The sequence below is a fragment of the Streptomyces sp. NPDC014891 genome, from assembly GCF_043081085.1.
Classification (GTDB): domain Bacteria; phylum Actinomycetota; class Actinomycetes; order Streptomycetales; family Streptomycetaceae; genus Streptomyces.
The window spans coordinates 633,108-647,094 of sequence record NZ_JBIBWF010000002.1 but is presented as its reverse complement, the minus strand read 5'-3'; the positions used below and the strand labels follow the sequence as shown (position 1 = coordinate 647,094).

Here is a 13,987-nt window from a genome sequence, read left to right as displayed (position 1 = left end):
GGACGTCCTCACACCCTCACATCCGGAAGACGCCGAACTGGGGTTCTCCCAGAGGCGCGTTGGCACAGGCGGTCAGGGCGAGTCCGAGGACCTGCCGGGTCTCCAGCGGGTCGATGACCCCGTCATCCCAGAGCCGGGCGCTCGCGTAGTAGGCGCTGCCCTGGGTCTCGTACTGCTCGCGGATCGGGGCCTTGAAGGCCTCCTCGTCCTCCGCGCTCCACCCGTCGCCGAGCTGGTCGCGCTTGACGGTCGCGAGGACCGACGCGGCCTGCTCGCCGCCCATGACCGAGATCTTGGCGTTCGGCCACATCCACAGGAAGCGCGGCGAGTAGGCCCGGCCGCACATCGAGTAGTTGCCCGCGCCGTACGAACCGCCGACGACGACCGTGAGCTTGGGGACCCGGGTGGTGGCCACGGCCGTGACCATCTTCGCGCCGTGCTTGGCGATGCCGCCGTGCTCGTACGCCTTGCCGACCATGAAGCCCGTGATGTTCTGCAGGAAGACCAGCGGGATGCCGCGCTGGTCGCACAGCTCGATGAAGTGGGCGCCCTTCTGGGCGGACTCGGCGAACAGGATGCCGTTGTTGGCGACGATGCCGACCGGGTGCCCGTGGATCCGGGCGAAGCCGGTGATCAGCGTCTGCCCGTACTCGGACTTGAACTCCTGGAAGCGGGAGCCGTCCACGACCCGGGCGATGACCTCGCGCACGTCGTAGGGCGTGCGGGAGTCCACCGGCACCGCGCCGTACAGCCCGGCCGGGTCCACCTTCGGCTCCTCGACGGGCTCGACCGACCAGGGCAGCGGGCCGCGCTCGGGGAGCGTCGCCACGATGTTCCGGACGATCCGCAGCGCGTGGGCGTCGTCCTCGGCGAGATGGTCGGTGACGCCGGAGATCCGGGAGTGGACCTCGCCGCCGCCCAGCTCCTCCGCCGTCACGACCTCACCGGTCGCCGCCTTCACCAGCGGCGGACCGCCGAGGAAGATCGTGCCCTGGTTCCGCACGATCACCGCCTCGTCGCTCATCGCCGGCACGTACGCGCCGCCGGCCGTGCACGAGCCGAGGACGGCCGCGATCTGCGGGATGCCCGCGCCCGACATCCTGGCCTGGTTGTAGAAGATCCGGCCGAAGTGCTCCCGGTCGGGGAAGACCTCGTCCTGCATCGGCAGGAACGCGCCGCCCGAGTCGACCAGGTACAGGCAGGGGAGACGGTTCTCCAGCGCCACCTCCTGGGCCCGCAGGTGCTTCTTCACCGTCATCGGGTAGTACGTGCCGCCCTTGACCGTGGCGTCGTTGGCGACGATCACGCACTCGCGGCCCGAGACCCGGCCGATGCCCGCGATGACGCCGGCCGCCGGGGCGGCGTCGCCGTACATGCCGTTCGCCGCGAGCGGGGCCAGCTCCAGGAAGGGCGAACCGGGGTCGAGCAGGGTGTCCACCCGGTCCCTCGGCAGCAGCTTCCCGCGCGCGGTGTGCCGGGCCCGGGACCTCTCACCGCCGCCCAGCGCCGCCTCCGCGAGCTTGGCGCGCAGGACGGCCGCCAGCTCGTGGTGCGCCGCCTCGTTCGCCTGCCAGGCCGGCGAGGCGGGGTCCGCCGCACTCGCCAGCACAGGTGCCTGCTGCATCCCTCGAGCTCCCTTGCTCGGTTAATGAGCGTTAACGTATGGCGTTCAGGTTAACGACCGCTAACCGGGTTGTCTAGAATCGAATCCATGACCACCACCCCGACCCGGACCGCCACCGGCAGGACCGATGCCCCGACGCGGCGCGAGCAGATCCTCAAGGAGGCCGCCCGCCTCTTCGCCGAGCGCGGGTTCCACGGCGTGGGCGTGGACGAGATAGGAGCGGCCGTCGGCATCAGCGGCCCCGGCCTCTACCGCCACTTCCCCGGCAAGGACGCGATGCTCGCCGAGCTCCTCGTCGGCATCAGCGAGCGGCTCCTCGACGGCGGCCGGCTGCGGGTCGGCGAGACCACCGGCGACCCCGAGGCCCTGCTCGGCGCCCTCATCGACGGCCACATCGACTTCGCCCTCGACGACCGGCCCCTGATCACCCTCCACGACCGCGAGCTGGACCGGCTCAAGGACGAGGACCGCAAGCGGGTGCGGCAGCTCCAGCGCCAGTACGTCGAGCTGTGGGTGGCGGTCGTGCGCGAGCTGTACCCGGACGCGGGGGAGTCGGAGTCGCGGACGGCGGTCCACGCGGTGTTCGGGCTGCTCAACTCGACGCCGCACCTCGACGCCGTGGGCCGCCGGTCCATGGAGGACCTCCTCAGACGCCTCGCCCACGGGGCCTTCGGGGCGCTCGGAGGCTGAGCGGCGCCCCGGTTCCGCCGGGTCCACGGGACGGAACGATTGCCCACGACGACGGGCCGTCGTCCAGAATGAACCCCATGCCGATACTCAGCCGCCCCGCCCTCGTCGAGCACCTCGTCCGCAGCCGGATCGCGGGAGACGTCGCCACCCCGCGCGACAACAACCTCTCCCACTACCGCAAGCTCGCCAACGGCGACCGGCACTACTGGCTCGGCCTGGAGCTCGGCGACCGCTGGACCGACGAGCAGGACGTGCTCGCCGTGATGGCCGAGCGCTGCGGCGTGATCGACGACCCGGCCCACCGGACCGGCCAGGACACCATCGACCCCGAGCTCACCGTCGACGGCCTGGAGCGGATGGCCGCCCGGCTGCGCAAGGCCGCCGACGGCCGGGAGCGGGTCCTCTTCGCCACCGGCCACCCCGGCGCGCTGATCGACGTGCACGGCAAGGTCGCCGCGGCCCTGCGGGCCCGGGGCTGCGACATCGTGAAGATCCCCGGCGGGCTCGTCGCCGACGAGGGGTACGTCGTGCAGTTCGCCGACGTCGCCGTCTTCGAGCGCGGCGCGAGCCTCTGGCACACCCACTCGCCGGAGCCCATGAACGCGATCCTCGACGCGCTCGGCGAGGACGGCCGCCCCGACCTGGTCGTCGCCGACCACGGCTGGGCCGGGCGCGCCGGCCAGCGGGGGATCGACTCCGTCGGCTACGCCGACTGCAACGACCCCGCCCTCTTCATCGGCGAGGCGGAGGGCACGATGCAGGTCACGATCCCGCTGGACGACCACGTCCTCGACCCGCGCTTCTACGAGCCGATGACGGCGTACACGCTGAACGCGGCGGGGCTCCTCTGACGGCCGGGACCCTCCGCCCCCGGTGACGGGGAACGCCCCGCGCCGAGTGGGCGCGGGGCGTCCGTGTCCGGGGGTGCCTCCCCCTCCGCGGTGACGGGGATCAGAAGACGACGGGGGCGGGGGCGTCGTACGGGGAGCTGTACGGCGAGACCACGTCGAGGTTCGTTCCGCGCCCGAACGGCGCCTTCCAGTCACCGGTGCCCTTGTAGACGTGGAGCAGCGTGGCCTGCGGGGAACCGCTCTCCGCGATCAGGTCCGCCCGGCCGTCCCGGTCCACGTCGCCGACGTTGACGATGTGCCGGAACTGGCTCCATCCGCCGCCGACCCTGCTGCGGGCCGCGAACGTGCCGTCGCCCTTGCCGAGGTACAGCCACAGCCCGCCGTCCCGGTCGCGGGCCAGGAGGTCGCCGGACTTCGCACCGCCGATGTCGCCCGGGGCGGTGAGCAGGTCGTACGTGTTCCACCCGCCGCCGACGCGGACGCGCGCCCCGAACGGCTTGGCGGCGTCGCCGGTGGCCTTGTACAGCCACAGCACCCCCGCCGTGTCGGTGGCGACGAGGTCGGGGCGGCCGTCGCCGGTCAGGTCGGAGCCCGCCGCGAAGGTCGTGTAGACGCCCCAGCCGGAGCCGACCCGGACCCGCGGCGCGAGGGAGTGTCCGGTGCCCGAGTAGAGCCACAGCACGCCGTCCCTGTCGCGGGCGACGACATCCGCGTAGGGGGTCGCGTCGAGGTTCCCCGCGGAGAGCAGCCGGTCGTACACGGACCAGCCGCCGCCCCGCTCGGTCCGCTCCCACGGCTCCTCCGGGTGCGTGACGAACTGCCGGACGTCGTACGAGGCGAGCCGGCCCGCGCTGTCCCGGACGAGCAGGTCCGGGGAGCCGCTGTCGGAGTAGTCGTGCGGCGCGGTGCCGCTGCCGACCTGGAGGGCGCCGCTCCGCGTGACCGACCCGCCGACGCCGTTGAGCGGAGAGACGGTCACCTCCCACGCGTAGGCGCCGTTGTACGCGGCGGTCCCGTTCGCGAAGGTCCCGTCCCAGGTGAAGACGGCCTCGGTGGCCGTTCCCAGGAGATCCTTGACGGGCGTCCAGGTCCTGCCCGTCGCCTGGTGCGTCAGCTTGAGGCTCACCTTCACGTCGCCCCGGCTGAGCTTCCACCGCAGCTCCGCCGTGGACCCGGCCGTGCCGAAGCCCGCGGTGGCGGGGACCTGCTCGTCCACGACGGCGACGGGCGTCCGCACGCCGTCGGTCGCCACCTGGGTCACGGCCGGACGGCCGTCGCCGTCGGGGGCGATCCGGTACAGGCCCTTGCCGTGCTCCGCTGTGGCGGCCCGCGCCAGCAGGTGGTCGCCGGACGCCGACACCCCCCTGAGGTCGCCGAGAAGACCGGTGGTCGTCCCGTCCTCGAGGGAGACGGCCGACAGGTCCATGTCGGAGAGGCCGAACACCACCCAGTCCCCGAGCAGGGAGACCGGGACGTAGCGGCCGCCGTGGGTCTCGAAGGTGGTGTGCCGGGTCGTCCCCGCCGCGCCCCGGAGGGCCGTCACCAGGGTCACGGAGCCGTCGGCGTTGCTCTCGGACCAGGCCAGGTGGGTGGCCGAGACCGCGATCTCGGACGCGTGGTAGAGGCGGGGCACGGCCCGGTCCTCGACGACCTTCGCCGTGGCGAGGTCGACGACGGCGAGGTGCTCCACGTCCGCGACCTCGTACCGGACGGCGAGGGCGCCGGAGGCGGAGTACCTGAGGTCCCGGATCTCCGCGTCCGCGGGAAGGCCCTGCACCGGGCGGTGCACGACGGAACCGCCGGGCTTGGAGACGAGGTGGAGACTGCGGCCGTCGCGGACCATCACGAGGGTGTCCCGCGCGAACTCCCGGAGTTCCGCCCCCGCACCGACCGAGGTGGTGTCGATGTCGACGGACGGGCCGCCCGCCATGTCCAGGAGCCGGTAGGCGCTCACCCCCGTCTGCACCGCGACGAGGTCGCTGTTCGCGGCCGCCGTGGGGTTGGCGAAGTCGGGGGCGCCCTTGGGCAGGACGGTCGCGGCCCCGTCCGCGGACCGGCGCCACTGCCAGGTGGTGTTCTCGCCGTCGTGGGCCTGGACGAACGTCACGAAACCCGTGGCGCCCGCGCCGTACAGCGCCTCGCCGGAGGCGAGGGCGAAGGGCCCCGTCCGCTGCTCCGCCGCGACGGTGGCGGCGGCCTGGGGGGTCGCGAGGGCGGGGGTGGCGGCCAGGGCCGTCCCGGCCGTCACGGCGAGGGTGACGGCGACGGCGACCGCGACGTTCCGTCCGGCCGGGCTGAGGTACTTCAAGAGGCTTCCTCCGCGTCGTGGTGGGGGCGTTCCTACGCCACGACCACTGGACCCGCGGCAACCGTGCAAGGTTGTACGGGATGCGGAAGGAAGATCGATTTCGTCAGACCGGGTCCGGACCGGAGGGCCGTCCGTCCCGGCGCTGCGCCGCGCCCGGCGTCGGGTCCAGGTACACCCGGCGGATCGACGGGAAGCGCTCCCGGAGCTGGGACTCGGCGTCCTCGCACGCCCACTCGACCTGCGCCGCCGACGCCACGTCGCGGAAGTCGACCTTCGCCGCGACCAGCACCTCGCCCGGTCCCTGGATGAGCGTCGTCAGGTCGAGCACGGACACGATGTGCGGGACGGAGAGCAGCTCCTCGCGGATCTCGGTCCGCACGTGCCGGGGGAGCGGCCGGCCGATGAGGAGTTCGGCGTTGGAGCGGCCCAGCACCCAGGCGACGTAGACCAGCAGCAGGCCGATGAGGATCGACGCGACGCCGTCCCAGACGCTGGAGCCGGTGATCTGCACGCCGAGGAGACCGCCGGCCGCGAGCATCAGGCCGGCCAGGGCGGCGGAGTCCTCCATGACCACCGCCTTCACCGTGGTGTCGGGGGTGACGCGGAGGTAGCGGGCGAAGGGGATCCGGGACCGCTCGGCCTCGGCCCGCATCTGCCGGACGCCGGTCCGCAGCGAGAAGCCCTCCAGGACGAAGGCGATGCCGAGCACGAGGTACGAGAGGAGCGGGTCGCCGACCTCCTCGCCCTGGGTGAGGGTGTGGACGCCGTCGTAGACCGAGAAGACCGCGCCGCCCACGAAGGTGGCCACGGCCGCGAGCAGCGCCCAGACGTAGCGTTCGCCCGCGTAGCCCACCGGGTGGTCCTCGTCGGCCGGCTTGTCGCTCCGCTTGAGCGCGGTGAGCAGCATGACCTCGGTGACGGTGTCGGCGACCGAGTGGGCGGCCTCCGACAGCATCGCGCTGGACCCGCTGACGATGCCGGCGACCGCCTTGGCGGCGGCGATCCCCAGATTCGCCACCGCCGCCACGATCACCGTGAACGTGCTCTCGCCCTGTTCCGCCATGGACCGGACGTTATGTCCGGTCAGCTGCGGGGAACGCGAACGACACCCTCCTGGATGACCGAGATGGCGAGCCGGCCGTCCTGGGTGTAGATCCGCGCCTGGCCCAGGCCGCGTCCGCCGGACGCGGTGGGCGACTCCTGGTCGTACAGGAGCCATTCGTCGGCCCGGAAGGGCCGGTGGAACCACATCGCGTGGTCCAGGGACGCCCCGACGACGTCCCCGACGGCCCAGCCGCCCCGCCCGTGCGCGAGCAGGACGGAGTCGAGCAGCGTCATGTCGGAGACGTAGGTGGCGAGGACGACGTGGAGCAGGGGGTCGTCGGCCAGCTTGCCGTTGGTGCGGAACCAGACCTGGGAGCGCGGCTCGCGCGGTTCGCCGACCGAGCCCCACGGGGGGACGTCGGCGTAGCGGAGGTCGACGGCCGCGCGGGCCTCGATCAGCCGGTCCGCGACCTCGCGCGGGAGGTGGCGGGGCAGCATCTCGGCCGGGGTGGGCAGCGACTCGGGGTCCGGCGCGGCCGGCATGTCGGCCTGGTGGTCGAGTCCCTCCTCGTACGTCTGGAACGACGCCGAGAGGTGGAAGATCGGCTGTCCGTGCTGGACGGCGACGACCCGCCGGGTGGTGAAGGAGCGTCCGTCGCGGATCCGGTCGACCGTGTAGACGATCGGCGCGCCCGGGTCCCCGGGGCGGAGGAAGTACGCGTGGAGCGAGTGCGCCGGGCGGTCCGGGGGTACGGTCCGGCCGGCCGCCACCAGGGCCTGGGCGGCCACCTGGCCGCCGAAGACGCGCGGGACGAGCGCGGAGCGGGACTCGCCCCGGAAGATGTCCCGCTCGATCCGCTCCAGGTCGAGCAGATCGAGCAGGCCATCCAGTGCCGTGGGGGCGTGGGGCACTTACAGGCCCATCGACTTGGCGATGATCGACTTCATGATCTCGCTGGTGCCGCCGTAGATGCGGTTGACGCGGTTGTCGGCGTACAGGCGGGCGATCGGGTACTCGTTCATGTAGCCGTAGCCGCCGTGCAGCTGGAGGCAGCGGTCGATGACGCGGTGCGCGACCTCGGTGCAGAAGAGCTTGGCGCTCGCGGCCTCGGCCGGGGACAGCTCGCCCGCGTCCAGGGCCTCCAGGGCGCGGTCGGCGACGGCCTCGGCGGCGTCGACCTCTGCCTGGCAGGCGGCCAGCTCGAACTTGGTGTTCTGGAAGTGGGCGACCGGCTTGCCGAAGACGGTGCGGTCCTGCACGTACTCCTTGGCGAACCGGACGGCGGCCTTGGCCTGGGCGTACGCGCCGAAGGCGATGCCCCAGCGCTCGGAGGCCAGGTTGTGGCCGAGGTAGGAGAAGCCCTTGCCCTCCTCGCCGAGGAGGTCCTCGACGGGCACCTTGACGTCGACGAAGGCCAGCTCGGCCGTGTCCGAGGTGCGCAGGCCCAGCTTGTCCAGCTTGCGGCCGATGGAGTAGCCCTCGGACTTCGTGTCCACGGCGAAGAGGGAGATGCCGAAGCGGCGGTCCTCGGCCGTCGGGGCGGAGGTGCGGGCGCAGACGATCACGCGGTCGGCGTGGACGCCGCCGGTGATGAAGGTCTTGGCGCCGTTGAGGACGTAGTGCGTGCCGTCCTCGGAGAGCTTGGCGGTGGTCTTCATGCCCGCGACGTCGGAGCCGGTGCCCGGCTCGGTCATCGCGAGGGCCCACATCTCCTCGCCGGTGACGAACTTCGGCAGGTAGCGCTTCTTCTGGTCGCCGGTGGCGAGCATCTTGATGTACGGCAGGGCGAGCAGCACGTGGACGCCGGAGCCGCCGAACTGCACGCCCGCGCGCGAGGTCTCCTCGTAGAGGACGGCCTCGAACTTGTGGGTGTCCAGGCCCGCGCCGCCGAACTCCTCGGGCACGTTGATGCCGAAGACGCCCAGCTCGCCGAGCTTGTCGTAGAACTCGCGCGGCGCCTGGCCGGCCGCGAACCACTCGTCGTAGACCGGCACGACCTCGGCCTCGATGAAGGCGCGGATGGTCTCCCGGAACGCCTCGTGGTCCTCGTTGAATACGGTACGGCGCACGGTGCGGCTCCTCCGGTGTGCGGGCCCAGTTGTCTAAGCGCTTGCTCAGTCTGTCGTCAACGAAGTTACCCAGCGGTCACCCGCCCTGTCCAGAGTCCTCGCCTGTGATCCAGGCCCGCCCCGCGGAGTCGTACCCGTACACGGGCCGGCCCTTCGCCCCGCTCGTCCGGAAGGGCGCGCCGTCCTCGTCCCCGATCCTGACCGTGCCCCGGCGCCCCTCCGAGCTCCACTCCAGCTCCAGGTACCAGCGGCAGTCGCAGCGCGCCGTCCCCGCCGAGACCAGCAGCTCCTCCGGCTCGCCGACGCTGACCGCGTACGGGAAGGAGACCGCGGGGAGCGTCCGGCCCTCCTGCCCGGAGGCGTCGTACCCGTCCCGCGCCCGCGCCACCGGCCGCGGCCGGTCCAGGTCCACCTCGAAGCGGCGCGGCGTCACCGCCCCGCCGCACCCGTCGTCCATCCGGTACGCCGTCCACGGCAGCGGGGCGCCCCGCTCGACCACCCGCACGTGCAGCGCCTGGAGCACCACGGCCGCCGTGCCCTTCCCCTGCACCGACACCCGCACGAGCGTCTTCCCGCCGTCCACGGCCCCCTGCGCCGCCGCCCAGCGCCGCGCGTCGGCGGCCTCCGGCGGGGGAGGGGGCGTCCGCCGCGCGAGGTAGGTGTGCCCGCAGCCGTTCTCCCAGAGGTCGGAGGCGACCGTCCACGTGAGCGGCGCCGGCGGTGCGGCGGGCCGCCCGGGGGCCTTGCCGGGCAGGAGTACGGCTCCGAGCGCCAGCGTCCCGGCGACCGCCAGCGCCCCGCCGAGCACGCCCGGCCACCCCCAGCGGCGCCTCCGCCGCTCCGACGGGAGGTCCGGCACGCGCGCGTGCACGGGGTCCAGTTCGGGTGCGGGCTCCGGGCTCGGTCCGGGTGCGGGCCCGGGGCTTGGTGCGCGCTCCGGGCCGGGCTCGGGGCGCGGTGCCGCCGTCGGCTCCGTGCGCGCCTCCGGCGCGGGCTCCCCGCGGGGTTCCGGCACCGGAGGGCGGCGGGCGTCGTCCGCCCGTGCCCAGGCCGCCTCCAGGGCCCGCCGCTCCTCCTCGTCCGCGCCGCACAGCAGGGCGAGGCGGTCGACCACGGCGAACTCCTCCGGGACGGTCGCGCCGGAGCAGTAACGGTGGAGGGTGGAGGCGCTGACGCTCAGACGCCGGCCCAGTGCCTCGTAACTCCTCCCGTCCCGCGCCTTCAGCGCGCGCACGAGCCCCGCGAACTCCTCGACAGCGGCGTCCTTCGGCATTCCATCCCCCTCGACCCTGCGTCCCACCCTTCACGTCCTTGCACGTCAGCGGGGGTGGAATGGTTCCGGGACGGAGGGCGGGCGCGGCACCGTTGCAGGCGGCGGGTGCCGGACCCGACGCTGGTGGAGCACTGACCGAACCACCCGACGGGGGATCCACCACCATGAACAAGCTCCGCACCGCACTGGCCACCGCCGCCGCTGCTGCCCTGGGCGTCGCGGCCCTCGCCACGGGCCCGGCGCAGGCCGCCGCGCAGCCCGCCTTCCTCGCCGCCTCCCAGATGCCGCCGTCGGCGACCTCGTGGACCGCCACCCAGGTCTTCACCGGCGTCCCGGAGAACGGCGGCGCCCTCTGCGCCCCGTACAAGATCCCGGCGCAGAACTCCCGCTACCGCGAGTTCAGCACCGAGCTCGACACCAACGGCGTCCAGATCACCAACGTCGCCCGCACCGAGGCCGACGCCGTGAAGCTGGTCGACACCCTGCGCAAGTCCCTCGCCGGCTGCGGCCCCCTGCTCCAGAAGCAGAACCCGGGCCTGAAGGCCGTCAGCGCCGCCCACGGCAAGGTCGCCGTCGAGGAGGGCGCCTGGGTCTACAGCCTGGACACCGCCGACCCGCAGATCGGCAGCACCGACATCCACCTCTTCTCGGTGGGCCGGGACGGCCGGACCGTCACCTTCGTCCGCTGGGGCCAGATGGGCGACCTGAAGGACGCCCCGCTGACCGCCTTCAAGACGACGACGAAGACGGCCGTGAACAAGCTCTACTGATCCGGAGACCGCTGGTCCGGGCGCTCTCCCGAGCGCCCGGCACGACCCCGCGCCGCCCCGCGCCGCCCCGCGCCGCCCCGCGCCTCAGCGGGACCCGAGCGCGAACCACAGCTCCATCCGCACGTCCGGGTCGTCCAGGTCCCGGTCGAGGAGCGCGGCGCAGCGGGTGATCCGCTGGCGGACGGTGTTGCGGTGCACGTCCAGGGCCACCGCCGTCCGGTCCCAGCTGCCGTGCAGCGACAGCCAGGTGCGCAGGGTCTCCCCGAGCGGTTCCGTGAGGGGGCCGAGCAGGGCGCGGGCGTGGGCGGCGGCCTCGTCCGGGTCCACCAGGGCCGCGAGTCCGCCCGGGCGGTGCCGGACCAGGGGGGCCCGGACGGCCTCCGCCCGGCGCAGGGCGCGCGCGGCCTGCGCGTCGGCCGCGGCGAGCTCGTCGGCCGCGGCGGGCGCGGCGACCCCGAGGGTCCAGCCGGGCTGCTCGGTGACGGGCGTGGAGGCGGGCAGCAGCAGGCGGACGGTCACGGGGGTGCCGTCCCGCAGGCCGCCGCCCGCCTTCACGGCGTCCGCCTCCAGGCCGTCCGCCTCCCGGCCGTCCGCCCGCACCCCGCCACCCCGGCCCGTTCCTCCGCCGCCCTCGCCCGCGTCCACCAGCGGGGTCCCCAGTGCCGCGGCCAGCGAGGCCGCCGCGAAGGGGGTGCCGTCGCCGCCCGCCGCGTGCACCACCGTCCACGGACCCGCGCCCAGCGTCTCCGCGATCTCCGGCGGGGCCGCGCCCAGCAGCAGCCGGACCAGGGCCCCGTCCCGTACGGCCGCCTCCGCGCCCCGGTGCGGGGCCGTCAGCAGGGACAGCAGGACGACCGCGACCCCCGCGACCGTGTGGTCCCCGGGGCCGCGCCGCTCCGTCGCCACCCCGAGCGTCAGGCCGTCCCCGCCGCCGAGCGCGTACGCGGCCAGCCGGAGCCCGCCGCCGTCGCCGCTCGCCGAGGCGGGTCCGCCGGGACGCGGCCCCAGGACGCCCACGAGGTCCCGCAGGGCGCGCGCCGCCTCCGCCGGCACCTCCCGGCCGGCCGCCGCCGACTCCGTGCCGTCCGCCGCGAAGAGCGCCGCCCGCCCGCCGAGGCGGGAGGCGAGCGCGCCGAGCACCGCCGGGACGGGGGCCGGCCGGGCCGCGGCCGCCGCCAGGGACTGCTGCGCCTCCGTCACCCGGCGGAGCTCGTGCAGCCGGGCCTCCGCCATCAGCCGCCACAGCGCCCGCGCCACCGCGGTGAACGGGGTCCGCGGCGGCACCTCGACCAGCGGCAGCCCGTGCCGTGCGCAGGCCTCGACGAGATCCGCCGGGACCGTGTCGTAGACCGGGGTCACACCGAAGGCGAGCGCCGCCGCCCCCGCCTCCACCACCCGGGCCACGTAGTGCGCCGGGTCGGCGAGCAGCACTCCCGCCGTCATGAGGAGCTCACCGCCGAGGAGGTACGGGTACGGGTCGGCCATCTCCGAGGTGTGCACCCAGTGGATCGGGACGTCCTCCGGCCCGGCGAGCAGCCGCAGCCCGAGGTCCCGCCGGGCGAGCAGCGCGGTCAGCGGGACGGGCGGCGCGGGAGGGGTGGGGGTGGGCTCGGCGGAGGTCATGGCCATGGATCCTTCGTACATCCCCCGCCCGGTCAGTGGAGGAAACGTACACTTCAACGTCGCTTTCCGGCCACCTACTGTCATGGCATCCGGAGGCCGCGGGTACGGGCGGATGTCCCCGCGACCAGCTTCCGGTCACTCCCCTGCACGACACGCCACCGAGGTGAACGAAGGAGGCCGCATGGCCGTCGACTACGCAGTGATAGCCCTGTACCTGGCCGGCATGCTCGCGATGGGCTGGTGGGGCATGCGCCGTGCCAAGTCCAAGAGCGAGTTCCTGGTCGCGGGCCGGCGCCTCGGACCCTGGATGTACTCCGGCACGATGGCCGCCATCGTGCTCGGCGGCGCCTCGACCATCGGCGGTGTCGGCCTCGGCTACAAGTACGGCCTCTCGGGGGCCTGGATGGTCTTCGCCATCGGCCTCGGCCTGCTCGCGCTGAGCGTGTTCTTCTCCGCCCGGATCGCCCGGCTGAAGGTCTACACCGTCTCCGAGATGCTCGACCTGCGCTACGGCGGCCGGGCCGGCGTCATCTCGGGCGTCGTCATGTGGGCGTACACGCTGATGCTCGCGGTCACCTCGACCATCGCCTACGCGACGATCTTCGACGTCCTCTTCGACCTGCCGAGGACCCTCGCGATCGTCCTCGGCGGCACCATCGTCGTCGCCTACTCGACGCTCGGCGGCATGTGGTCGATCACCCTCACCGACATGGTGCAGTTCGTGGTGAAGACCATCGGCGTGCTGCTCCTGCTGCTGCCGATCGCCGTCGTCAAGGCCGGCGGCTTCGCCGAGATGAGGGCCGCGCTGCCCACCTCGTACTTCGAGCCCCTCGGCATCGGCGGCGAGACGATCTTCACCTACGTGCTGATCTACACCTTCGGCATGCTCATCGGCCAGGACATCTGGCAGCGGGTCTTCACCGCGCGCACCGACAAGGTCGCCCGGTGGGGCGGCACCGTCGCCGGCACCTACTGCCTCGCCTACGCCCTCGCCGGGGCCGTCATCGGCACCGCGGCGAAGGTGCTCTACCCGAAGCTGCCCAGCGCGGACGACGCCTTCGCCACCATCGTCAAGGACGAGCTGCCGATGGGCGTCCGGGGCCTCGTCCTCGCCGCCGCCCTCGCCGCCGTCATGTCGACCTCCTCCGGCGCGCTGATCGCCTGCGCCACCGTCGCCAACAACGACATCTGGTCGCGGCTGCGGGGCGGATCCGGCGGTACCGGGGCGGACGACCACGACGAGGTGAAGGGCAACCGCGCCTTCATCCTGATCATGGGCGTCGCCGTCATCCTCATCGCCATCGCCCTCAACGACGTCGTCCAGGCCCTCACCGTCGCCTACAACCTGCTGGTCGGCGGGCTGCTCGTGCCGATCCTCGGCGGGCTGCTCTGGCGCCGCGGCACGGTCCAGGGCGCGCTCGCCGCGGTCGCCGTCGGCGGACTGGCCGTCATTGGCCTGATGTGGGCTTACGGAATCCTCGCAAATGAGCCTGTTTACTATGGATTGTTGGCGTCCCTTGCCGCTTATGTGATCGTTTCCCTGGCCACCCGCCCGACGGACGCCGCCGTGCTCGCGCACTGGCGCGCCCGCCTCGCGGGCCGGGAGACCCCCGAGACCGACGCGACGCCGGAGACCGTGCCGGCCGCCGCGACCGGCTGACGCACCGAGACCCCCGGCCGGGGCCCCGAGACCCGGGCCCCGGCCGGACCCCACCGAAACACCCAGGAGGACCC

The 13,987-nt window shown here is 73.7% G+C and carries 11 protein-coding genes; 4 read left to right on the top strand and 7 right to left on the bottom strand.

Annotated features, from left to right (window positions below):
* Positions 1–16: 16 nt before the first annotated feature.
* Positions 17–1,624 carry a carboxyl transferase domain-containing protein gene (locus ACF09E_RS07435; RefSeq protein WP_392204289.1) on the bottom strand — a complete coding sequence of 536 codons (1,608 nt, stop codon included), beginning with the start codon at positions 1,622–1,624 and terminating at the stop codon, positions 17–19.
* 87 nt (positions 1,625–1,711) lie between these two features.
* Here ACF09E_RS07435 and ACF09E_RS07430 point away from each other — a divergent pair, with 87 nt between their 5' ends.
* Both ACF09E_RS07430 and ACF09E_RS07425 read left to right on the top strand, forming a co-directional pair.
* Entirely contained in the window at positions 1,712–2,314 is a 603-nt protein-coding gene (locus ACF09E_RS07430; RefSeq protein ID WP_361852033.1) for a TetR/AcrR family transcriptional regulator, read from the top strand.
* 77 nt (positions 2,315–2,391) lie between these two features.
* On the top strand, positions 2,392–3,165 hold the full coding sequence (locus ACF09E_RS07425; protein WP_392204288.1) for a phosphatase: 774 nt from the start codon (positions 2,392–2,394) through the stop codon (positions 3,163–3,165).
* Positions 3,166–3,265: 100 nt separating this feature from the next.
* Here the strand turns inward: ACF09E_RS07425 and ACF09E_RS07420 are convergent, their stop codons facing one another.
* From ACF09E_RS07420 to ACF09E_RS07400, 5 genes are all read right to left on the bottom strand, one after another.
* The gene (locus ACF09E_RS07420) at positions 3,266–5,473 is read right to left on the bottom strand and encodes an FG-GAP repeat domain-containing protein (RefSeq protein ID WP_392204287.1); all 2,208 of its coding nucleotides are present in this window, start codon (positions 5,471–5,473) and stop codon (positions 3,266–3,268) included.
* A 103-nt stretch (positions 5,474–5,576) separates the two neighbouring features.
* On the bottom strand, positions 5,577–6,536 hold the full coding sequence (locus ACF09E_RS07415) for a cation diffusion facilitator family transporter (RefSeq protein WP_392204286.1): 960 nt from the start codon (positions 6,534–6,536) through the stop codon (positions 5,577–5,579).
* Between the two features lie 20 nt (positions 6,537–6,556).
* Positions 6,557–7,429, bottom strand: coding sequence for an acyl-CoA thioesterase (locus ACF09E_RS07410; RefSeq protein WP_392204285.1), 873 nt, complete (start codon positions 7,427–7,429; stop codon positions 6,557–6,559).
* On the bottom strand, positions 7,430–8,587 hold the full coding sequence (locus tag ACF09E_RS07405; RefSeq protein ID WP_361852018.1) for an acyl-CoA dehydrogenase family protein: 1,158 nt from the start codon (positions 8,585–8,587) through the stop codon (positions 7,430–7,432).
* A 76-nt stretch (positions 8,588–8,663) separates the two neighbouring features.
* The gene (locus tag ACF09E_RS07400) at positions 8,664–9,860 is read right to left on the bottom strand and encodes a helix-turn-helix domain-containing protein (protein WP_392204284.1); all 1,197 of its coding nucleotides are present in this window, start codon (positions 9,858–9,860) and stop codon (positions 8,664–8,666) included.
* A 164-nt stretch (positions 9,861–10,024) separates the two neighbouring features.
* Here ACF09E_RS07400 and ACF09E_RS07395 point away from each other — a divergent pair, with 164 nt between their 5' ends.
* Positions 10,025–10,630 (top strand): hypothetical protein, encoded by a 606-nt coding sequence (locus ACF09E_RS07395; RefSeq protein WP_392204283.1) that lies wholly within the window; start codon positions 10,025–10,027, stop codon positions 10,628–10,630.
* A gap of 84 nt (positions 10,631–10,714) precedes the next feature.
* Here the strand turns inward: ACF09E_RS07395 and ACF09E_RS07390 are convergent, their stop codons facing one another.
* Positions 10,715–12,274, bottom strand: coding sequence for a PucR family transcriptional regulator ligand-binding domain-containing protein (locus ACF09E_RS07390; protein WP_392204282.1), 1,560 nt, complete (start codon positions 12,272–12,274; stop codon positions 10,715–10,717).
* A 160-nt stretch (positions 12,275–12,434) separates the two neighbouring features.
* Here ACF09E_RS07390 and ACF09E_RS07385 point away from each other — a divergent pair, with 160 nt between their 5' ends.
* Positions 12,435–13,913 carry a sodium:solute symporter gene (locus ACF09E_RS07385; RefSeq protein ID WP_392204281.1) on the top strand — a complete coding sequence of 493 codons (1,479 nt, stop codon included), beginning with the start codon at positions 12,435–12,437 and terminating at the stop codon, positions 13,911–13,913.
* The last annotated feature ends 74 nt before the right edge of the window (positions 13,914–13,987 follow it).

Bases quoted from the DNA above. Each gene is read 5' to 3' on its own strand.
- ACF09E_RS07390 (WP_392204282.1), bottom strand. From the start codon at position 12,274: ATGTACGAAGGATCCATGGCCATGACCTCCGCCGAGCCCACCCCCACC.
- ACF09E_RS07425 (WP_392204288.1), top strand. From the start codon at position 2,392: ATGCCGATACTCAGCCGCCCCGCCCTCGTCGAGCACCTCGTCCGCAGC.
- ACF09E_RS07415 (WP_392204286.1), bottom strand. From the start codon at position 6,536: ATGGCGGAACAGGGCGAGAGCACGTTCACGGTGATCGTGGCGGCGGTG.
- ACF09E_RS07400 (WP_392204284.1), bottom strand. From the start codon at position 9,860: ATGCCGAAGGACGCCGCTGTCGAGGAGTTCGCGGGGCTCGTGCGCGCG.
- ACF09E_RS07385 (WP_392204281.1), top strand. From the start codon at position 12,435: ATGGCCGTCGACTACGCAGTGATAGCCCTGTACCTGGCCGGCATGCTC.
- ACF09E_RS07395 (WP_392204283.1), top strand. From the start codon at position 10,025: ATGAACAAGCTCCGCACCGCACTGGCCACCGCCGCCGCTGCTGCCCTG.
- ACF09E_RS07430 (WP_361852033.1), top strand. From the start codon at position 1,712: ATGACCACCACCCCGACCCGGACCGCCACCGGCAGGACCGATGCCCCG.
- ACF09E_RS07435 (WP_392204289.1), bottom strand. From the start codon at position 1,624: ATGCAGCAGGCACCTGTGCTGGCGAGTGCGGCGGACCCCGCCTCGCCG.